Genomic DNA, 19,907 nt, shown 5'->3' with positions numbered 1-19,907 from the left:
CGATCACGAACGATCCAAGGCGATGGCAGGTTGGCCTGCTCGGCTATGGCGAGGTCGGCCGTATCCTCGCGGAAGACTTGCGCAAGCAGGGCATCGCGGTCTGCGCCTACGACATCAAGCTCGACGGCGATCAGGCGGCGCCGCTGCGCGCGCACGCAGCGGGGCGCGGGGTCGAACTGGACGCATCGCATGCCGACCTCGCGGCGCGCGCCGACTTCGTCATTTCGGCCGTCACGGCGAGTCAGGCGGTGCCGGTTGCGCAGGCCGCCGCAGCCGCGATCAGGAGGGACGCGTGGTTCCTGGATGTCAACTCGGCGTCGCCCGGCGCCAAGCAGCGCGCCGCAGCGACTATCGACAGTGCCGGCGGCCGTTATGTCGAAGGTGCCGTCATGACGTCGGTGCCGCCCTACCGGATCAAGGTGCCGCTCTTGCTCGGCGGCAAGGGCGCACGGGAGCTGGCGCCGCTGCTGACGACACTCGGCTTCGCCGCTCAAGTCGCGAGCGACGAGCTCGGCGTGTCGTCGGCGGTGAAGATGTGCCGCAGCATTATGATCAAGGGCCTGGAGGCCATGGTGATCGAGAGCTTCACGACCGCGCGCGCCTATGGCGTCGAGGATGCGGTGCTGGCGTCGCTTGCGGAAACCTTTCCCGGCATCAACTGGGAGAAGCAGGGAGCCTATTTCTTCCAGCGCGTCATCGAGCACGGCCGACGGCGGGCCGAGGAGGTGCGCGAGGTGGCCGAGACCGTGCGCGAGGCCGGGCTCGCACCGTGGTCCGCGTCAGGCACGGCCGAACGGCAGGCGTGGATTGCCGATCTTGCCGATGAAGGCATCTTCGGCGTCAAGGGAACGCCGGACTTCGCCCGCAGCGCGGATTGGCGCCTGGAGGCGGACCGGATCCTGGCGCGGATCAGGTCCTGAGGACATGCGGCTCGCGCGCGGCGAATCCGCCGCGTTTCCTGCCGCCGCGTGATGCGCTATTGCTCTTGGCACAGGTCATCGTGGAGGCATTGTCATGAAATTTTCCGGCAAGGTGGTCGTCATCACGGGAGCGGCGCGCGGCATCGGCAAGGCCTGCGCGGAGCGCTTCCTCGCCGATGGCGCCAAGGTCGTCATCTCCGATGTCGATGGCAGCGCATTGGCCAAGACCGCAGGCGAGCTTGGCCATCCGGGTCACCTGCGCACCGTCGAGGCCGACGTCAGCAAGCGGGCCGATGTCGACCGGCTGGTCGCTTCCGCCGTCAAGGAGTTCGGCCGGCTCGACGTCATGGTCAACAATGCCGGCGTCGCCCGCAACCGCGACTTCCTCGAGATCACCGAGGCCGAGTTCGACGACGTCATGGCGATCAACCTGAAGGGCGCGTTCTTCGGCGTGCAAGCGGCGGCGAAACAGATGATCGCGCAGGGCGGCGGCGGGGTCGTCGTCAACATGTCCTCGGTCAACGCGCTGCTCGCGATCCCGTCGCTTGCGACCTACGCCATGTCCAAGGGCGCGATGAAGCAGCTCACCTCGGTGGCCGCGGTCGCGCTGGCGCCGCATCGCATCCGTGTCGTCGCGGTCGGGCCGGGAACCATCCTCACCGAGATGGTGGCGACCGCGATCTTCTCCTCCGAAGACGCGCGGCGCAGCGTGCTGTCGCGGACCCCGGCAGGCCGCTGCGGCGAGCCGAGCGAGGTCGCCTCCGTGGTGGCGTTCCTCGCCAGCGATGACGCGTCCTACATCACCGGCCAGACCATCTATCCGGACGGCGGCCGGCTGATCCTGAACTACACCGTTCCGGTCAGCGAGCAGAAGTAGGCGAGGCGATCGGATCGCTAGCGTCCCTTGAACTGCGGCTTGCGCTTGTCCATGAAGGCGCGGCGGCCCTCGCGAAAGTCGTCGCTGTCCATGCAGTCGATGCCGATCTGCTTGATCGCGGCCATGTCGCGGTCGGCGGGGTCCTTCAGCACCTGGGCAATGGTGATCTTTGCGGCCTTGATCGCGAGCGGCGCGTTGCCGGAGATTGTGCGCGCGATCTCCATGGTCGCGTCCCACAATTCGGCGTCTTGCAGCACGCGATCGACCAGGCCGATCCGCAAGGCCTCGGCGGAATCGATCCGCATGCCCGTGTACATGATCAGCCGCGCCCATGACGGGCCGACCAGCGAGACGAGGTTGCGCAAGCCGTCATAGCCATAGGCAATCCCGAGCTTGGCGGCAGGGATGCCGAACTGGCCGCTTGCGCCGGAGATGCGGATGTCGGCGAGCATCGCCACCTGCATGCCGCCGCCGAGGCAGAAGCCGCGGATGCAGGCAATCGTCGGCTTCGGATAGTCGGCGAGCAGGGCGCGCTGGGCCGCGCTGCGTCGGGAATATTCTTCTGATGCTTCGGCGTTGTGCCTGGTCTTCTCGAACTGGCTGATATCGGCGCCCGACACGAACGCCTTGTCGCCGGCGCCGACCAGGATGACCACGCGGACATCGGGATCGTCGCGCAATTCCGTCAATGCCTGGCCAAAGCCCTCCCACATCTCCAGCGACATCGCGTTGCGCTTGTCCGGATTGTTGAAGGTGATGACGCCGACACCATCGATCACGTCTTGCAGGATCTTGCCGTCGGCGAGCGATTTTTGCGGGTGGTTGGGCATGCCTTGATCCAATCTGATTTCGGGAGTCGAGCAAGGAGCCATGGCGGTTCACCATCCGAGCTCCCTGACCGCTCTTGTTGCTTGATGTTCGCCGCCGGCGTGATGATCGGGAATTCTATCGGAAACCGGGCGCGAGTCATCCCGCGCGGCGCGATGGCGGGTCTGCCCGCGATGCGCTGCCATCGGCGCAATATATGCACTCTCCCCGTAGTTGTGCGGTATGAAAAATAAACCTGTGAGCAATGGTTGGACGCTAGCATCCGCGGCCCGCCTCCGTCCGGGTTCAGCTTTCGTTAGGAATTCGACGGTACAACCGTACTGCCTGCGCGCCAGATCGCACCCTGCGACGCGTGGGGGCGCGCATTGAGGCCTTCGCTGCCTGCAATCGCGTCGGTACGGACGGCCTGATCCGCCAGGCCGGCTAGGAAAGTCAGTCGACCCCGATCCCTGTGCATTCACATCGCGCCACGCGAGGGTTTTGTCGTGTCTGTGGAAAGGTTTCTCAAGCAGCGCGCGGTCAAGATCAGCGTCGACGGCAACTACACATTGCCCAACTGGTACGACCCGCAGGGGCGATTGCGCACCTTCGCCTGCCGAACCACGCGCGTCTCGCCGTTCCGGATGATCGTGGACGTTCCGGTGGTCGGCAAGATCGGGGACCGGCTGACCTCGTATTTCGAGGAGTTCGGCAAGTTCGAAGGCTGCATCACCGACACCATGAACGGCAGCTTCCTGTTCGAGCTCGAGATGACGCGCGCGATGCGCGAGCGGTTCGCCGACAAGCTGACATGGATCGAGAAAAAGCAAAAGGATCCGAGCATCCTCGAGGCGCGCAACAATCCACGCTTCATTCCAACGGCGCCGCACACCGTGCTGACGCTGGCGGACGGCTCCACGCTGAGCTGCTTCATCATCGACGTATCGCTGTCGGGGGCGGCGGTGTCTGCCGAGGTGCAGCCGCCCGTCGGCATGCCGCTTGCGATCGGCGCCTGTATCGGGCGCGTGGTCCGGTATCTTCCGAATGGATTCGCGATCAGGTTCGTCGAGAACTACCGGCAGTCCGACCTGTTGCGGCTGATTGCGCGCAAGGGGAGGGAGCCGCAGCCGGCGAATGCCGATGCCGAGGCCGTCGAATGACGGGCAGGTAACGATGACCGAGCGACGATTGACTTCGCGCATCAGGTTCGAGCACCCGATACCCGCGCAAATGATGGCGATCGACGGCACGTGGCGCCGCGAATGCACCATGGACGACGTCTCCGAGAACGGCGCGATGCTGATGGTCGGCGCCTCGATCGAAGGCCTGCATCTGAAGGAGTTCTTCCTGCTGCTCTCGTCGAAGGGGCTTGCCTACCGTCGCTGCATGCTCGCCTGGGTCAATGGCGACCAGATCGGTGTCACCTTCCTGAAGCGCGGCAAGAAGACGACAAAACAGCCGCGGCAGGAGCCGCGGCCCTAGCCCGCTTTCCGATATGCTCGTCGGGAACCTAGCCCTTGAGCCTCAGCTCGTCCGGGTCCAGCGCCGCCTGCACGCGCGCCGCGCCGTCGTCCCGTGCCGCCGACCCGTACGCTGCCGCCAGCGCGATCTCCTTGGCGCGGTTCGTGCACTCGGCCCAAAGCAGGAAGAAGACCAGCGGCGGCCTCTCGCGCGCCTGCAGCATCTGCCTGCATCGGTCCGCGGCGCCGTCGATCGCCCACCATTGGCGCGCGACCACCATGACCTTGCGGAAGCTGCGCAAGGTGCCTGAGAATTTCTGCGGATCGGCGCCCGAGATGCTTCCGCAATGGTTCAGCCAGTTCAGCGCCGCGTAGATCGCGATTCCATAATCATCGATCGCCGTGCCCGTGAAATCGATGATGGTGTCTTCATGCGGGCGCTGGCGCAGGAAGGCGTCGATCATGTCTGCCTGACGCGCCGGATCGATCAGGAGCGCCGTATCCCGCCGCGGCACCAGCGCGACATAGCGCATGGCTTCGAGCCGCGTGTGCTGCCAGATCGCACGGACGTCGCCTCGGGTATCGGTGGCCTTGCGCTTGCAGGCCGGATAGACCCACCTGCCGTTGTCGACCAGATCGAGATAGCGCGTCACCGCCTTGTCGAGGGCCTCGAGCATGGCCAAGGGTTCGGTGAGGCCGCCGAAACCGAAGTCGGCGTCCTCCGCGGCTGCAGGCTTCTTGACGCGTGTCCAGCCGAATGTGGCCATGCGGGGCGCCCCGATCTCAACCTGTCCTTACGCTAGTTGGAAAATCCGGCAAATCAACTGCCGCATTTGCGGCGGTCGGAGCGGGCCGCCGCACGGCGTCCGGTTGACGGTGGCTGGCGCCGCGACTAGGTCAAGGGCATCGCTGAATTTGCGGGCCGCTCCGCGTCCGCTGTCTGCCGGGCCATAGCACCATGACCGTCTCCGACCGCCAGTCGCATTGGCAAAACGTCTACCTGAGCAAGGGCGAGCAGGAGGTGAGCTGGCCGCAGGCCGATCCGCAACCGTCGTTGCGCCTGATCGAAAGCGTCGCGGCAGGCCCCCACGCCTCGATCATCGACATCGGCGGCGGCGCGTCGCGGCTCGTCGATGCGCTGCTGCAGCACGGCTTCGATGCCTTGACGGTGCTCGACCTGTCCGAGGCCGCGCTGCGGACCGCAAGCGAGCGGCTCGGCACCGCGGGCAACAACGTGCATTGGATCGCCGATGACGCCACGGTCTGGCAGCCGCCCGAGCCCTTTGACATCTGGCACGATCGCGCCGCGTTTCACTTCCTGGTCGAGGAACGCGACCGTGCGGCCTATCTCGATCGGCTGCGCCGCGGCGTCAAGGCGGGCGGTCACGCCATCATCGGTACCTTCGCGCTCGACGGTCCGGAGAAATGCAGCGGCCTGCCGGTGCAGCGATATGATCCGGCAACGCTCGCCCAAACGATCGGCGCAGCGTTCGAGCTGATTGCGCATGAGCAGCACCGGCACGTCACGCCCTGGGGCTCGACGCAATCGTTCCAGTTCAGCGTGCTGCGGCGGACGTGACCTGCTGACTTGCTGCGGGTACCAGCCATCGGAACAACATGATCGCGGCGGTGGCGCCCGCGGCTTCGGCGAACAGGAAGCCGGGCACGTCGAGCAGCCGGATGCCGGCAAACGTGTCGGTGAAGGCGCGCGCCAGCGTGACGGCCGGATTTGCGAAGTCGGTTGCGGTGAACCAGAACGCGCCGCCGATATAGGCTGCCACGATGCCCGAGAGCGACGATGGGCGCAGCCGCGTGCACACCCACACGATGCCGATCAGGCCGAACGTGGCGACGAATTCGCTTAAGCATTGGGAGAAGCCGCTGCGCGCGTGGGACGACAGCGCCAGCAGCGGAGCGTCGAACATCGCGTTCGCGACCGTGACACCGATCACGGCGCCGGCGAACTGCGCCGTGACATAGGCGATTGCCTCGCGCCTTCCGGTGTCGCCGCGAAACAACAGGATGAGCGTCACCAGCGGATTGAGGTGCGCGCCCGACAGCGGCGCGATCCACTCGATCAGCGCGAACAGCGTCGCGGCGGTCGACAGCGCATTGGCGAGCAGCGCAATCGCGGTGTTTCCACCCGCGAGCCGCTCGCCCAGGATGCCTGAGCCGACGACCGCCATCAGCAGGAAGCCGGTTCCGATCGCTTCGGCGACGCTGTTGCGTGCGAGCGAGGCCGTGCGGTCCGTGGCAGGTGCCGTGGCCGGCGGCGCGATCGCGTCAGACAACCTGCGCGACCTTGTAGGCGATGCCGCCTTCGACCAGATAACCCATCCCGACGCAGACGATGTCGTTGAGCCAGGCATATTGTTTGGCGCCGGTCTCGAACAGCGGATTAGTGCGGAAATAATAGCTGTTGGGGTCGACCTGGTAGCGCCGGACCGGGTCGGCGATATCGGCGCGCAGCTCGGGCGGCGTGATCCAGCGGCCGCCATACGTCATCTGCACCAGCGCACCGTCATGCGTCCTCAGGGTGAGCCGCACGTCCAGCGCCATCGCGCCGTCGGGGCGGAACAGCGCCCAGTCGCCGCCGCCGGCCAGCACCTCGCCATGCAGCTTCGGTCCCTCGAACGTGCCGCCGGCCGCGCCGAACAGGATACGCCGGCCGAGCGGGCCTTCGCCGATCTCGAGGCGGGGCTCGAGATCGATCACGATGTCGAAGAGATGCGCCGTGGTGATCGGGCCGAAGGATTTTACGCGTGGGTCTTTCATCGGTCGTGTCCTGACTGGGAGATTGGGGGCCGTCATTCCGCCGCGACAAGCGCGGTGGAGGCTTGTGGGAACAGCTTGTCGCGCACGGCGTCGGTCGAGACGCCGGATTGCGCGCAGAGCTCCGAGAGGTCGAAGACGAAGCGCTCGCCGGCGATCAGATGATCCTTGAACGTAAACCGGATCATGACGGGCAATTCGGCGCGCCGGCCGTTCGGCGTGACGCCGAACCGGTCGCCGGTCATGGTCATGCGAGCCGTACCCCAGCAGAGCAGCGCCTCGCCGTTACCGGCGTATCCGTCGAGGGTGACGTCGTAATCGGGAAATGACCCGAAGAACCGCACCAGTATCTTTTCGTTCTCGGCAAGGCCGCGCGCCTGTGTCCCGAAAGCAGGCGTCTCGAGCAGCATGTCCGGGTGAAACAGCTTCATTGCGGAGGGAATGTCCCGGCGGCTTTTGGCGGCCGCGAGCGCTTGCGCCAGCGCGAACATCTGATCTGTGGTCATGGGTTTCTCGTTCGTTCAGGGGAGCATTCGTTCATAATGTATCTAACATACATCGTGTATGATATATACTGCTCGTATCACATGCGGTCAACGTCTATGTTGCGCGCATGCGCCAGGATGAAGCCGAACGAACCGGAATCGAGCGAAGTCGCCGCGACGAGAACAGCGAAGCCACCCGTCAGGCCTTGCTGTCGGCGGGACGGGAGATTTTTGCGCGGGAGGGCTACCAGGCCGCGAGCATGGAGGCGATTTCGCGGGCGGCGCGGGTGACGCGGGGCGCGTTCTATCATCACTTCGAGGACAAGAAGGCGCTGTTCGACGCCGTCGTGGTCGCGATGCAGATCGAAGCGGCCGACACGATCCAGCAGCGCGCGAAGGCGCAACGGAAGATCTGGGATCGCCTGACGGCCGGCATCGATGCCTATCTGGACGTCTGCCTCGAGCCGGCCTACGCGCGCATCGTGATCCAGGAGGCACCGGCGATCCTCGGCGGCGAGCGTTTCCAGGAGATCGAGGAAGCGCACCCGATGGCGCTGCTCGGCGCGACACTGAACGCGCTGAAGCGCGACGGCGAGATCGCCTTTGACGACATGGGCCTGCTGACGCGTCTGCTCGACGCCATGATCTGCAAGGTGGCGATCATGCTGCCCGACGCCGACGACGCGAAGAAGTTGCGCAGGAATGCGCACAAGCTGTTCGACGGCCTGCTCGCCAACCTGCGCCAGAAGTAGAGGCGGCGGCAACGCGCGGAGGAGGTGACGACATGACGGATGCGCCACGGACGATCGGCGAGATCGCGAGCTACCACGCCCACGTCTATTACGACCCCGCAAGCAGCCGCGGCGAGGCGGAGCGCCTGCGCAACTGGATCGGCGAGCGTTTTTCCGTCACCCTCGGGCGCTGGCATGACGTCAAGGTCGGTCCGCACGATCAGGCGATGTATCAGGTCGCGTTTGCGGCCGAGCTGTTTCCGCAATTGGTGCCGTGGCTGATGCTCAATCATGGCAGCCTCAGCGTGCTGGTTCACCCCAACACCACGAACCCGCGCCGGGACCATCTTGCCGATCCGCTCTGGATCGGCACGCCGCTCGCCGTCCATGGCGACAAGCTCCCGGAGGAGGCGGAGATGGAGCACGCGCCGGCGCCGAACACGACACCGACCCTGCGTCCTTGAGATCCGCGGCGCCGGGCCCCGCAGGGCGGCACCGGAATGGCTAAATTTGTAGCCAATTCCTCTGCAACCAAGTTGCTTCAAACTCATCGCATTTTGCAACGCGGGGTTAAGCCGGCGTTCCTACGCTTTTGCCCGATATTTTTTCTCTCGGGCGCATTGCGATGTTCTTTTCGTTTCGGAGCAGGTCGCTCTGGCGGGTGGTTGGCCCGCTGATCGCGATCGTGCTGCTGCAGGCCAGTTTGGCGGCCGGCAGCCTACAGGTGATGTCCGCGGTGCGCGCCTATGTGGCGGGCGAGAGCATCTGGTCCAAGGGCCAGAAGGACGCCATCCACTATCTCCAGATCTATGTCTCGACCGGCGCGGCGGAAAGCTTGCGCAAATTCGACGCTGCGATCGCGGTGCCGCTGGCCGATCGCGCCGCGCGGATCGCGCTTGAATCGCCCGGCGACAACGACGCCGCCGCACGGGCCGGGTTTGCCAGGGCCGGCAATGACGACGCCGACATCGGCGGCCTGATCTGGCTGTTCAAATATTTCCGCGGCATGAAGCACGTGGCGGAGGCGGTGACCGCGTGGCGGAGTTCCGATGCGCTGCTCGACAGGCTCATTCAGCTCCGCAACGAGGCAGAGGGCGATATCGCGCTGCACGATCCGTCCGCGACGACGATCCGGCACTGGGTCGAGCGGATCGGTACCGTCGATGCGGCCCTGAGCACGCTGGCCGTCGACTTCTCCGATCAATTGGGGCGCGCCTCTCGTGAGGTCTCCGCGCTGCTCCTGTTCGTCAATGCCTTCATCGGGGCGTGCCTTGCCGGCATCGTGCTGTTCCATACGCGGCGGATGCTGCAACGGCGCTGGTTTGCCGAGACGGCGCTCGCGGAAGAGAAGGAGCGCGCGCAGCTCACGCTCGCCTCGATCGGCGACGCAGTGATCGTGACGACGCCGGACGACCGCGTCAGCTACATGAATCCGGCGGCGCAGCGGCTGATCGCAGCCGGGCATAACGTAGCCGATCAGCCGATCGCGTCGCTGTTCAGCATCGCGGAACAGCCGGTGCAGGGGCCGTTCGGGAGCGCTGAGGTCGACGATCAGGAGCGGGCGCGGCAGCGGCTATTGGTCCGGTCAGATCACACCACCGTGCCGGTCTCTGTGGTCGAGACCCCGATCACGCATGTCGGCCAGTGGGCCGGCCGCGTCATGATCATCCATGACATGACGGCGGAGCGGCGCCTGCTTGAAGAGCTGGCATGGGCTGCCTCCCATGACGCGCTCACCGCGCTTGCCAACCGCCGTCAGTTCGAGTTCGAGCTCCACAAGGCGATGTCCGGGCTGTCGACCGCCGGTGGCCACCTGATGCTGATCGATCTCGACCAGTTCAAGATCGTCAACGACACCTGCGGCCACATGGCCGGCGACCGCCTGCTGCGGCACGTCGCGAAGTTGCTGTCGACCGAGGTCGGCAGCAGCGGGCTGGTCGCACGCCTCGGCGGTGACGAGTTCGGCATTCTGCTGCGCGAGCGCAGCGCTGGCGGGGACGAGATGGCTTCCGACGTCGCGGAGCGGATCCGCGCCGTGGTCGAACAGTCGAACTTCATCCACGAAGGATCGAGTTTCAGGATCAGCGCGAGCATCGGCCTCGTCAAGCTGGACGACTGTGCGGGCGTGCAGGACGCGCTGCGGCTTGCCGACGTCGCCTGCTTCCTTGCCAAGGACAAGGGGCGCAACCGCGTCCAGGAGCACCGTCCGTCGGATACCGACATGACGCTGCGCGTCGCCGAGATGAGCTGGGTCAATCGCATCCGCAAGGGACTGGATGAGGACCGCTTCTGCCTCTACGAACAGGAAATTCGCCCGGTCAACAGCGCGCTGAAGGGCCAGGAGCGCCGCGAACTGTTGCTGCGCCTGCGCGACGAGAGCGGCGGCCTGGTGCCGCCCGGCAGCTTCCTGCCCGCCGCCGAACGCTATGGGTTGATGCCGCTGATCGACCGCTGGGTGGTTCGCCGCGCCTTCGAGATCATCGCCGAGCGCAAGCACAGCCTGCGCAAGATCGCGGGCTACGCGATCAATCTCTCCGGTGCGACCATCGGGGACCACGAGTTCGTCCACTTCGTCGCCGGACTGTTCACGGAATATGACGTGCCGCCGACGCTGGTCTGCTTCGAGATCACCGAGACCAGCGCGATCTCCAATCTGGATGAGGCGCAGAAGTTCATCGCGCGCCTACGCGAGATCGGCTGCAGCTTCTCGCTCGACGATTTCGGCACCGGCATGTCGTCGATTGCCTATCTGAAGCACCTGCCGGTCGACTTCATCAAGATCGACGGCTCGTTCGTGAAGGAGATCCTGAACAGCAAGGTCGATCGTGCGATGGTCGAGATGATTACCAAGACCGCGAAGATCATGCAGAAGCAGGTGGTCGCCGAGTTCGTCGAAAGCATCGCCATCCTCGACGAGCTGCGCCAGATCGGGGTGGATTACGTCCAGGGCTATGCGATCGGAAAGCCGATGCCGGTCTTGACGGTACGGGAGGAAAAGATCGCCTGACCCCCCGGCGTCCCGGAACGGGACGGTTTTCGGCCTTTTTGGCCTCAATTCCCGCCACTTTCGGGCTTTTGGCACCAAAAAAGGGCCAGCGGCCCCGTGGTCTCGAATATGCCTTACTCTAATTCCCTGATATGATGAGTAATCGGTGAATCTCCATGGGGCCCGCGAAGGCTCCAAAGCACCGACGGGGATGGATGGGTCTTCGAACGACAAAAGCTGCCGGGCAACGGTCAAGCCGCGGCATTTCCTTGGTGGGCAGCACGGCATTCGCCGTTGGTGCGCTTGCCCTGTCGTCTGGCCTCGCCGCCTGGATGGTCGGCGTCGACCCGGTCGCTTGGCTGCACGGACCGGCGCTGGCGAACACCACCGCCTCACTGACATTCGACGATCGCTTCGGCTCGCGCTCCACCCTCAGCTCGGCGTCGCTTTACTATCCGTTGCGCCGCGGCCTCCGTTCCGACCGCGGCGATTTCAAATCCGAGTTCGGTCATATCGAGGACGCGCTGTCCGGCCAGTTGCGCGAGTCCCAGACCGATCTGCCAACCCCGCCGGCCGCAGCCGCCGCGGTGGCCGCGGTGCCAATGCCGCGATCCCGTCCGACTGAAGCCAACCTGCTCGCCCGGAATGATCAGCCCCCACCGCCGCCGCCGGTGCAACAGGCCGACAACCGGAGCTTCCTGCAGAAGCTCGCCGATATGATGCCGGCGAAGCTGCAATTGGCCTCGCTCGATCCGAACGACGGGTTGCTGTCCGGCCCGAGCCCCAATCTCGGCGCGCTCGGCTATGACAGCACCACGGCGGTCTACGACATCACCGCGCGCATCGTGTACATGCCCGACGGCACCAAGTTCGAGGCGCATTCCGGCCTCGGCAGCTTGCTGGACGACCCGGCGCATGTGAAGACCCGCAACGCCGGCGCGACGCCGCCCGGCATCTACGACATGAAGCCGCGCGAAAAGCTGTTCCACGGCGTGCCCGCGCTGCGGATGACCCCGGTCGACGGCAGCGACACGTTCGGCCGCGTTGGCCTGCTCGTTCACAGCTACATGCTCGGCCCGAACGGCGACTCCAACGGCTGCATCTCGGTCAAGCACTACGATAAGTTCCTGCAGGCCTACCGCAGCGGCACGGTCAAGCGCATCGCCGTGGTGGTCAGCATCCAGGATGTCCAGTCGGCATCGACGCGCGCCGCGTCGAACTCGTAAGTCATCCCGGCGCTGCCGGCGCCTCAAGCCCGCCAACCTTCAGGATGTCTCGTCGCCTCCGGCGCGAAAAGCGCCGGGCGGTGCGCCATAGGCGCGGCGGAACGCGCGGGCAAAACTCTCGTGGCTCCTGAATCCGGCACGCAGCGCGATCTCACCGATTGGAAGATCGGCAAACCGCGCGTCGCGGAGCTGGTTGAGGCTGTGGCGGAGCCGCGCGTCGCGGACATGCGCCGCGAGAGTCGTTCCGGCATCGGCGAGCACCGCAAACAGATGGCTGCGCGAGATCTTCAGATGCCGGCAGATATATTTCGCCGAGAGCTGCGGGTTGTGAAGCTCGTCCAGAATGAACGACTGGATTTGCCGCAGCAGCACCTCGCGCGGTGAAACCGGTCCGGCCGCCGGCACGCCGATTGCGGTCGCCCGGATCAAGAGGCCTTCGAGCTGGTTCGCAGCGAGGTCGTCGACCAGCGCAAAATCGTCGGGGATGTCCCGCAGCGCGCCGAGATAGGCGGACGCGAGCCGGCCTGCGCCGCGGCCGGCGATGACGTTCGGCGGCCGGCCCGGCATCTGCTGCAGATGCCGCCGCAGCCGCGCGCCGGGAATGGAGGCGCAGATCAGGTCGCAGCCCTGCTCGAAGCGCATCGCGAAGGGTTCGTTGGTGTCGAGCAGGACGATGTCGCCGGGCCGCGCCAGCGTCTTCTGCCCATACTGCTCGACCACGGCATCGCCTGCTATCTGCAGGTTGGCGAAGAACGACCCGTCCTGGAAGCTGCCGATTCCCTTTCGCGTGCGGTGGACGGCATTCGGAACGGACTGCACGCGCGACAACGGCAGCGCGGCGCTGCCGATGCTGGTGATGGCGCCGTCGAAATCGTCAGGCGTGATCTTCTCGGGTTCGAGCGGGAGATAGGTCCGCAGCACCGCTTCGCGCCAATAGGCAAAGCGGTCGGCCGGTGCGACGTCTTGCATGTTCCAGGAAGCGCCCATGTTCGCGTGCCGGAGTTTACCTGCCAGGATGCTTGGGCGAGCTTACAATCAATTGCCGTGCCCGTCAGGCGGACATTTTGCCAAATCGGCGTGGACCCGGCGTCAATGACTTGCGTGAGCTGATGCCGCACCGTCGGTCATTCGACCCGCTGGAGGAAAGGCTCATGCCGATCGATTTCACCCTGACCGCAGAGCAACGCGAGCTGCAGATGTCCGCCCGGAGCTTCGCGCGGACGGTGCTGTCCGGCGTCGCCGAGGCAACCCGCCATCTCGCCACACCCGCGGAGCGCTTTGCGGCCACCCGGCCGTTCTATGAACAGGTGGTCAAGGCCGGCTTCCTGCGCCGGATGATTCCCGCGCCGCTCGGCGGCGAGGGCACCGGCGTGCTCGACATGGCCGTGGTCGCAGAAGAGTTTCAGGCCGTCGACGTCAACGTCTCGCTGACGCTGTTCGGTTCGCTGCTCGGTCTGATGCCGGTCATGCTTGCGGGCTCGCCGGCGCAGCAGAAGACCTTGATAGCGCCGTTCCTCGAGCGCGCCGGCACGCCGCTCGCCGCCTTCGCCTTCAGCGAGCCCGGTGGGAGCGCCAACTTTGCCTCGCCGGTGCCGGGAACGGGGCTGCGGACAGCGGCGCGGCTCGACGGCGACGAATGGGTCATCACCGGCGCCAAGCAATGGGTGTCGAGCGCGACCGGCTGGGACGGCAACGGTGCCGACGTCATCTGCGTGGTCTGCCGCACCGATCCCACTGCTGCGCCGGACAGCGCGATCTCGGTGATCGCGGTGCCGCGGTCCGCCGATGGCATCAAGGGTATCGTGCTCGAACGCGCCGCCGATCTGATGGGCCATCGTGCCCATCTGACGCCGCGCTTCCGGCTCGAGCAGGTCCGCGTACCCAGGGACAACGTGCTCGGCCGCGTCGGCGGCGGGCTCGAACTGGTGGAGATGAGCTTTGCCGGCACGGCCGCGCTGGTCGGCGTGTTCGGCGTCGCGCTGATGCGCGCCGCTTTCGACTATGCGCTGAACTTTGCTCGTACCGAACATCGCGGCGGGGCGGTGCCGATCATCGAGCATCAGGCGGTTGGCTACGCGCTGGCGGACGCCAAGATGGCGATCGAGGCGGCGCGCTATCTGAGCTGGAAGGCCTGTCACGCCATGGACAGCAACGCGCCCAGCGCGTTCGAACTCGCGCTGCACGCCAAGGTCTTCGGCTCGGAGACCGCGGTGAAGGTGATCACCGACCTGATGCGTGTGGTCGGTATCGAAAGTTACGACCACCAATCTCCGCTCGCCGGCCTGTTGCAGGATGCGATGGCCTATCCGCTGTTCGACGGCGGCAATATGGGCGTGCGCCGCCGGCAATTGCACACGCTCCTGAAGAGCCCGGCCTACGATCCGCTAACGGCATCTGGCGCGGCGTGAGCCGCGCCAGGCGGCGGGCGGCTGTTTTTCCTTCCCATCGCCGGTCACGTCTGCGCAACATGGCGGCCTCTTGCGAGGTCGCGATGATTGACGACAGCCACCGCCGTTCTCGCCGTACGATCTTCGTTGCTGCGCTGATCGGCGCCCTTGCATGCGCCTGTCAGCCGCCGGCGCAGGCGGCGAGCGCGATCGATACGCTGGCGGTGCAGATGTCGCAGGCCGGCGACAGCGGCCGCTATGAGGACGCGCTCAAGATCGCGCAGCGCCTCGAGGAGTTGGTCCGGCGCCAGCAGGGCACCGACAACATGAATTATGCGGGCGTCCTGCACAATGAGGGCGTGTTCCTCAACAATCTCGGCCGCTACAAGGAAGCCGCCGACCGGCTGAACGCGGCGCTTGCGATCAAGCTGCGCCACCATGACGCCGCCTCGATCCTGCGCACCTCGAACATCCTGATCGACTGTCTAATCATCCTGGAGCGCCGCGGCGACGCGCTCGCGGTCGCCAGGCAGGCGCTGGCGATCGGCACGTCCGCTTTCGGCCCCGACGACCCACGGCTTGCCGGCGCGATCGTCTCGATGGGGGCGATCGCCCGCGAACAGGAGAATTATCGTGAAGCGCAGGACTATTTCGAACGCGCGCTCGCGATCAGGCAGAAGACGCCGGACGTCTCGCCGCCCGACATTGCGATCGCGCTGGATGACCTCGGCGACCTCTATGGCCTCGAGGGCCGGTTCGACGACGGCGAGCGGTTGCTAAAGCAGGCGCTTGGCACGCTCGAGCAGGCCTATGGGGCGCAAGCGCCGAATGCGCCCAACTACCTGAAGATCGTAAACGACCTCGGCAATCTCTATAACGACGCCGGTCGTCTCCCTGAGGCGGAAGCGACGCTGCGCAAGGCCTATGTACTCGGTCGCGCCAGATCGGGCGAGACCGATCCGAACGTGGCCTCGATGCTCGGCAACCTCGCCAACGTCCTTAACAAGCAGTCGCGCTACGCCGAGGCCGAGGCGCTGTTCAATCAGACGTTGGTCGCGCGCGAAAAGACCTTCGGGCCGAACCATCCGGCCGTTGTCTACGCGCTGAACAACCTCGCCAACAATTACGCCGACCAGGGCCGGACGGCGGAGGCACTGGCGTTGCAGCAGCGCGTCCTCGCGATCGAGGAGAAGATCGCAGGCCCCGACAGCCCCGGTGTCGCGCGCAGCCTGATCGCGATCGCGAACAGCTACAGGGACATGGGGCGCGCCGCTGACGCCACGCCGTTGTTCGAACGCGCGCTCCGGATCTTTTCCGCGAAGTTCGGCAGCGACAGCAGCTTTGTGGCTGACACGCTCGGCGCGATCGGACGGCAGCAGCTCGATGCGGGTCAGTTCGACGCCGCCGGGCAGAGTTTTGCCCGTGCGCTTGCGATCCAGGAACGGCAGTTCGGGAGCGGGCACCCGAATATGATTCCGACTTTGCGCAACCAGGCGCTTCTGGCCCTGCAGACGCAGAACTATCCGAACGCACGCGGCTCGCTCGAGCGCGCACGCGCCATCGCCCAATCCAGGCTTGGTGCAGATCACCTGACGACATCAGCGATCCTGATCAATCTGGCCGATGTGTCGGCCGGTGAATCCAGATGGTCGGACGCGCTTGCGACCTTGCGGCAGGCTTCAGTACGCCTTGCAGGCCGCCCCAACACCGGCGAGGCGGGCCGGCTCCTCGCCGATCTCGACAGCCGCCTGATCCGCGCTGTCTGGCAGCTCGCTGACGGCCGGCCCGACGATAGCCTGAAGAGCGAGGCATTCGCCTCGGCGCAGCGGCTTCGCGAAACCGTGGCGGCTGCCGCCGTCACGCAGATGTCGGCGCGGTTTGCCGCGGGCAATGACGAGATCGCCGCAGCTGTGCGGCGGCAGCAGGATTTGAAAGCTTCGCTCGACAGTCTCGACAGGCGCATCACCGCCGAGCTTGGCGCCCCCGACGGCAAGCGAAACGATGACCTGATCGCGCGCCTGCGAGCCGAAGAGACGCGCGTCCGGACGTCGCTGGAGGAGATATCCGCGCGGATTGCGCGTGAATTTCCCGCCTATGCGGAACTGTCAAATCCGGCGCCGCTGTCGTTTGCGCAGGCGCAGGCCCTGCTCGGTCCTGACGAGGCCGCACTCCAGTTCGTTGCGATGAACGACCGAAGCTTTGTTTTCGCCGCGACCCGCGAAGCCGTCGCCGTGCACGAAATCCCGCTGCGCGCGCAGGGGCTGTCCGACCGCGTCGCGAGCCTGCGTAAGGGCCTGTTCAGCGGCGCTACCGAGGCCGTCGCGACGCCGTTCGATCTCAATGTGTCGCATGAGCTCTACACGGCGCTGTTCGCTCCGATCGCGGATTTAATCGCGGCCAAACCGAAGCTGCTGATCGTACCGGCGGGTGCGCTGACCAGCCTGCCGTTCCAGGTTCTCGTCACCCGCGCGCCGGATCCTGCTCTGACCGAGGCCGATCGGTACAAGTCCGCGGCGTGGCTGATCCGCGACAAGGCGATCGACGTGCTGCCGTCGATGAGCAGCCTCCGCGCCTTGCGGGTCTATGCAAGGCGATCCCGCGCCGGCAAGCCGTTCATCGGCTTCGGCAATCCGGTGCTGCAGCTCGACGGCGGAAAGACGAGGGGGTCGCGCGATGTCGAACCATATTCGACCTACTACACGGGGACGACGGTCGACATCGACGCGCTGCGCAAGGGCCTTGCGCCATTGCCGGAAACCGCGGGCGAGTTGCTCGCGGTGGCGCGGCAGCTCGGTGCTCCCGAGAGCGATGTGCATCTGGGCGCCGACGCGACCGTGACCAATGTGAGACGAGCGCCGCTCGACCAGTACCGCGTGATCGATTTCGCGACCCACGGCCTCGTGGCCGGGGAAGTGCGAGGCCTGAGCGAGCCGGCGCTGGTGCTGACGCTGCCGGCCCATCCGACTGCCGACGATGACGGGCTCTTGACCTCAAGCCGCGTCGCCCGGCTGACGCTGGACGCAGACTGGGCGGTGCTGTCGGCATGCAACACGGCGGCGGGTGACAGGCCGGGCGCCGAAGGATTGTCCGGGCTCGCGCGTGCCTTCTTCTACGCAGGTGTACGGGCGCTGCTGGTCTCGCATTGGCCGGTCGATTCGGAGGCAGCCGTGAAGCTCACGACCGGCACCTTTTCCGAATTGGCCAGGCATCCCGAGATCGGCCGCGCCGAGGCCTTCCGCCGGTCGATGCTGGCCTTGATCGCCGATCCCTCCGACCCCCGGAATGCCGAGCCGTCAGTGTGGGCCCCGTTTGTGCTGGTAGGCGAGGGCGGCTAGCGACATGAATGTATACTGAAATTGCCTTTTGAGGCTAAGAATCGGCTTGATCTGAGCTGTATCTAACACTAGTGTATACATAACATATACATATGGGATCTGATGCCAAAACCCTTCCCCATGAACGCCTGGTATGCAGCTGGCTGGGACACCGAGATCAAGCACGCGCTGCTGCCGCGCACGATCTGCGGCAAGCACGTCGTGATGTATCGGAAGGGCGACGGCGAGGTCGTTGCGCTGGAGGATGCCTGCTGGCATCGCCTGGTGCCGCTCTCCAAGGGACGGCTCGACGGCGACACCGTGGTCTGCGGCTATCACGGCCTGAAATACAATGCGCAGGGCCGCTGCACCTTCATGCCGTCGCAGGAGACGATCAATCCGTCAGCCTGCGTGCGCGCCTATCCCGTGGTCGAACGTCACCGCTTCGTCTGGCTTTGGATGGGCGATCCGGCGCTTGCCGATCCGGCGCTGGTGCCGGACATGCACTGGAACCACGATCCGGCCTGGGCCGGCGACGGCAAGACCATCCACGTCAAATGCGACTATCGCCTTGTGGTCGACAATCTGATGGACCTGACCCACGAGACCTTCGTGCACGGCTCCAGCATCGGCAATGACGCAGTCGCCGAGGCGCCGTTCGACGTCACCCATGGTGAGAAGACGGTAACCGTAACGCGCTGGATGCAGGGCATCGAGCCGCCGCCGTTCTGGGCCAAGCAGTTGGGCAAGCCCGGTCCCGTCGATCGCTGGCAGATCATCCGCTTCGAGGCGCCGTGCACCGTCAATATCGACGTCGGCGTGGCGCCGGCCGGCACCGGCGCGCCGGAGGGCGACCGCTCGCAGGGCGTCAACGGCTATGTGCTCAACACCATTACGCCAGAGACCGAGAAGACCTGCCATTATTTCTGGGCCTTCGTCCGCAATCACCGCATCACCGAGCAGCGGCTGACCACCGAGATTCGCGAGGGCGTCGCCGGCATCTTCCATGAGGACGAGATCATCCTCGAGGCGCAGCAGCGCGCGATGGACGAGAATCCGGACCGCGTGTTCTACAACCTCAACATAGATGCCGGTGCGATGTGGGCGCGGCGGGTGATCGACCGCATGGTGGCGAAGGAGAATCCGCCGCCGCATCTGCAGGCCGCGGAGTAGATCATGGCCGAACGCGAGGTCGACCGCGCCGTGTCGCAGACCGTGCGGGCGCAGCTCGCGCTGCGTGACCTGATCCTGTCGGGCGGCTTGCGTCCCGGCGAACGCATCTCCGAACTGCAGGCGGTCGAAACCACCGGCGTATCGCGCACGCCGGTGCGGATGGCGCTGGTGCGGCTCGAGGAGGAGGGGCTCCTGGAGGCGATCCCGTCCGGCGGCTTCATGGTCAAGGCATTTTCCGAGCGCGACATCCTCGATTCGATCGAGCTGCGCGGCACGCTGGAAGGGCTGGCCGCGCGCTTTGCCGCCGAGCGCGGCGTGTCGTCGCGCGATCTCGAACCGTTGAAGGAGTGCTTGAACGAGATCGATGGCCTGGTGCGGCAGGACCCGATCTCGGTGGAGGCGTTCTCGTCCTATGTCGCGCTGAATGCGCGCTTCCACGCGCTGCTCACCGAACTGTCGCGCAGCCCGCCGCTGATCCGGCAGATCGATCGCGCCTCGGCGCTGCCGTTCGCCTCGCCGAGCGGCTTTGTGATGGCGCAGTCGGCGTTGCCTGAGGCGCACCAGATCCTTTTGATCGCGCAGGATCATCACCGCATCGTGGTCGATGCGATCGAGAACCGCGAAGGGGCGCGGGCGGAAGCCGTCATGCGCGAGCATGCCCGCCTCGCCGCGCGCAATCTGCGGCTCGCGCTGCGCAACCGCACCCGTCTCGATCTGTTGCCGGCACTGGCGCTGATCAGGTCGGCCGCGACCGATTAGGCGGAGGCCG

The 19,907-nt window shown here is 65.9% G+C and carries 19 protein-coding genes; 13 read left to right on the top strand and 6 right to left on the bottom strand.

Translation table 11 applies throughout. The features are described 5' to 3' along the window. The first annotated feature begins 2 nt into the window (after window positions 1-2). Both ACFFWD_RS13340 and ACFFWD_RS13335 read left to right on the top strand, forming a co-directional pair. The gene (locus ACFFWD_RS13340) at window positions 3-920 is read left to right on the top strand and encodes a DUF1932 domain-containing protein (RefSeq protein ID WP_376965766.1); all 918 of its coding nucleotides are present in this window, start codon (window positions 3-5) and stop codon (window positions 918-920) included. A 94-nt stretch (window positions 921-1,014) separates the two neighbouring features. Further along, window positions 1,015-1,797, top strand: coding sequence for an SDR family NAD(P)-dependent oxidoreductase (locus tag ACFFWD_RS13335; protein WP_376965711.1), 783 nt, complete (start codon window positions 1,015-1,017; stop codon window positions 1,795-1,797). Window positions 1,798-1,814: 17 nt separating this feature from the next. Here ACFFWD_RS13335 and ACFFWD_RS13330 read toward each other — a convergent pair whose 3' ends face one another. After that, window positions 1,815-2,627, bottom strand: coding sequence for an enoyl-CoA hydratase (locus ACFFWD_RS13330; RefSeq protein ID WP_376965709.1), 813 nt, complete (start codon window positions 2,625-2,627; stop codon window positions 1,815-1,817). Between the two features lie 483 nt (window positions 2,628-3,110). Between ACFFWD_RS13330 and ACFFWD_RS13325 the strand changes: the two genes are divergently transcribed. Further along, on the top strand, window positions 3,111-3,764 hold the full coding sequence (locus ACFFWD_RS13325) for a PilZ domain-containing protein (protein WP_376965707.1): 654 nt from the start codon (window positions 3,111-3,113) through the stop codon (window positions 3,762-3,764). 13 nt (window positions 3,765-3,777) lie between these two features. Further along, window positions 3,778-4,086: a PilZ domain-containing protein gene (locus ACFFWD_RS13320; protein ID WP_376965705.1), complete on the top strand. Its 309-nt coding sequence runs from the start codon at window positions 3,778-3,780 to the stop codon at window positions 4,084-4,086. A gap of 28 nt (window positions 4,087-4,114) precedes the next feature. Here the strand turns inward: ACFFWD_RS13320 and ACFFWD_RS13315 are convergent, their stop codons facing one another. After that, window positions 4,115-4,831: a hypothetical protein gene (locus tag ACFFWD_RS13315; RefSeq protein ID WP_376965703.1), complete on the bottom strand. Its 717-nt coding sequence runs from the start codon at window positions 4,829-4,831 to the stop codon at window positions 4,115-4,117. A 191-nt stretch (window positions 4,832-5,022) separates the two neighbouring features. Here ACFFWD_RS13315 and ACFFWD_RS13310 point away from each other — a divergent pair, with 191 nt between their 5' ends. Continuing rightward, entirely contained in the window at window positions 5,023-5,643 is a 621-nt protein-coding gene (locus ACFFWD_RS13310; protein WP_376965701.1) for a class I SAM-dependent methyltransferase, read from the top strand. Here the strand turns inward: ACFFWD_RS13310 and ACFFWD_RS13305 are convergent. Genes ACFFWD_RS13305 through ACFFWD_RS13295 form a run of 3 tightly spaced genes read right to left on the bottom strand, consistent with a single transcriptional unit; the run spans window position 5,621 to window position 7,342 of the window. Next, window positions 5,621-6,355, bottom strand: a complete 735-nt coding sequence (locus tag ACFFWD_RS13305; RefSeq protein WP_376965699.1) for an aquaporin — start codon at window positions 6,353-6,355, stop codon at window positions 5,621-5,623. The two genes, ACFFWD_RS13310 and ACFFWD_RS13305, sit on opposite strands and share 23 nt — an antisense overlap. After that, a complete protein-coding gene (locus tag ACFFWD_RS13300; RefSeq protein WP_376965697.1) occupies window positions 6,348-6,839 on the bottom strand; it encodes a DUF3237 domain-containing protein in 492 nt (163 codons plus the stop codon). Before ACFFWD_RS13300 ends, ACFFWD_RS13305 begins: the two co-directional genes overlap by 8 nt. Window positions 6,840-6,871: 32 nt before the next feature. Beyond that, a complete protein-coding gene (locus ACFFWD_RS13295) occupies window positions 6,872-7,342 on the bottom strand; it encodes an ester cyclase (protein WP_376965695.1) in 471 nt (156 codons plus the stop codon). 107 nt (window positions 7,343-7,449) lie between these two features. On the opposite strand from ACFFWD_RS13295, the gene ACFFWD_RS13290 reads away from it, so the two are divergent. The 4 genes from ACFFWD_RS13290 to ACFFWD_RS13275 all read left to right on the top strand — a co-directional run bounded on the left by ACFFWD_RS13290 (window position 7,450) and on the right by ACFFWD_RS13275 (window position 12,264). Continuing rightward, entirely contained in the window at window positions 7,450-8,073 is a 624-nt protein-coding gene (locus ACFFWD_RS13290) for a TetR/AcrR family transcriptional regulator (protein ID WP_376965693.1), read from the top strand. Between the two features lie 32 nt (window positions 8,074-8,105). Beyond that, window positions 8,106-8,516 (top strand): DOPA 4,5-dioxygenase family protein, encoded by a 411-nt coding sequence (locus ACFFWD_RS13285; protein WP_376965691.1) that lies wholly within the window; start codon window positions 8,106-8,108, stop codon window positions 8,514-8,516. 161 nt (window positions 8,517-8,677) lie between these two features. Continuing rightward, a complete protein-coding gene (locus ACFFWD_RS13280; protein ID WP_376965689.1) occupies window positions 8,678-11,059 on the top strand; it encodes a putative bifunctional diguanylate cyclase/phosphodiesterase in 2,382 nt (793 codons plus the stop codon). A gap of 251 nt (window positions 11,060-11,310) precedes the next feature. After that, on the top strand, window positions 11,311-12,264 hold the full coding sequence (locus ACFFWD_RS13275; protein ID WP_376965687.1) for a DUF2778 domain-containing protein: 954 nt from the start codon (window positions 11,311-11,313) through the stop codon (window positions 12,262-12,264). A gap of 39 nt (window positions 12,265-12,303) precedes the next feature. On the opposite strand, the gene ACFFWD_RS13270 is transcribed toward ACFFWD_RS13275, so the two are convergent. Next, complete coding sequence (locus ACFFWD_RS13270; protein WP_376965685.1) at window positions 12,304-13,233, bottom strand: AraC-like ligand-binding domain-containing protein; 930 nt, start codon at window positions 13,231-13,233, stop codon at window positions 12,304-12,306. Window positions 13,234-13,415: 182 nt separating this feature from the next. On the opposite strand from ACFFWD_RS13270, the gene ACFFWD_RS13265 reads away from it, so the two are divergent. The 4 genes from ACFFWD_RS13265 (at window position 13,416) to ACFFWD_RS13250 (ending at window position 19,897) form a co-directional block, all read left to right on the top strand. Further along, the gene (locus ACFFWD_RS13265) at window positions 13,416-14,672 is read left to right on the top strand and encodes an acyl-CoA dehydrogenase family protein (protein WP_376965683.1); all 1,257 of its coding nucleotides are present in this window, start codon (window positions 13,416-13,418) and stop codon (window positions 14,670-14,672) included. Between the two features lie 83 nt (window positions 14,673-14,755). Beyond that, the gene (locus tag ACFFWD_RS13260; RefSeq protein ID WP_376965681.1) at window positions 14,756-17,986 is read left to right on the top strand and encodes a CHAT domain-containing tetratricopeptide repeat protein; all 3,231 of its coding nucleotides are present in this window, start codon (window positions 14,756-14,758) and stop codon (window positions 17,984-17,986) included. A 102-nt stretch (window positions 17,987-18,088) separates the two neighbouring features. Continuing rightward, window positions 18,089-19,138: an aromatic ring-hydroxylating dioxygenase subunit alpha gene (locus ACFFWD_RS13255; protein WP_376965679.1), complete on the top strand. Its 1,050-nt coding sequence runs from the start codon at window positions 18,089-18,091 to the stop codon at window positions 19,136-19,138. Between the two features lie 3 nt (window positions 19,139-19,141). Next, entirely contained in the window at window positions 19,142-19,897 is a 756-nt protein-coding gene (locus tag ACFFWD_RS13250; RefSeq protein ID WP_376965677.1) for a GntR family transcriptional regulator, read from the top strand. The last annotated feature ends 10 nt before the right edge of the window (window positions 19,898-19,907 follow it).

This window comes from Bradyrhizobium erythrophlei, from assembly GCF_042430365.1.
GTDB lineage: Bacteria > Pseudomonadota > Alphaproteobacteria > Rhizobiales > Xanthobacteraceae > Bradyrhizobium > Bradyrhizobium erythrophlei.
Note: the sequence above shows the minus strand (reverse complement) of the source record. Positions and strands in the feature narration are given on the sequence as shown.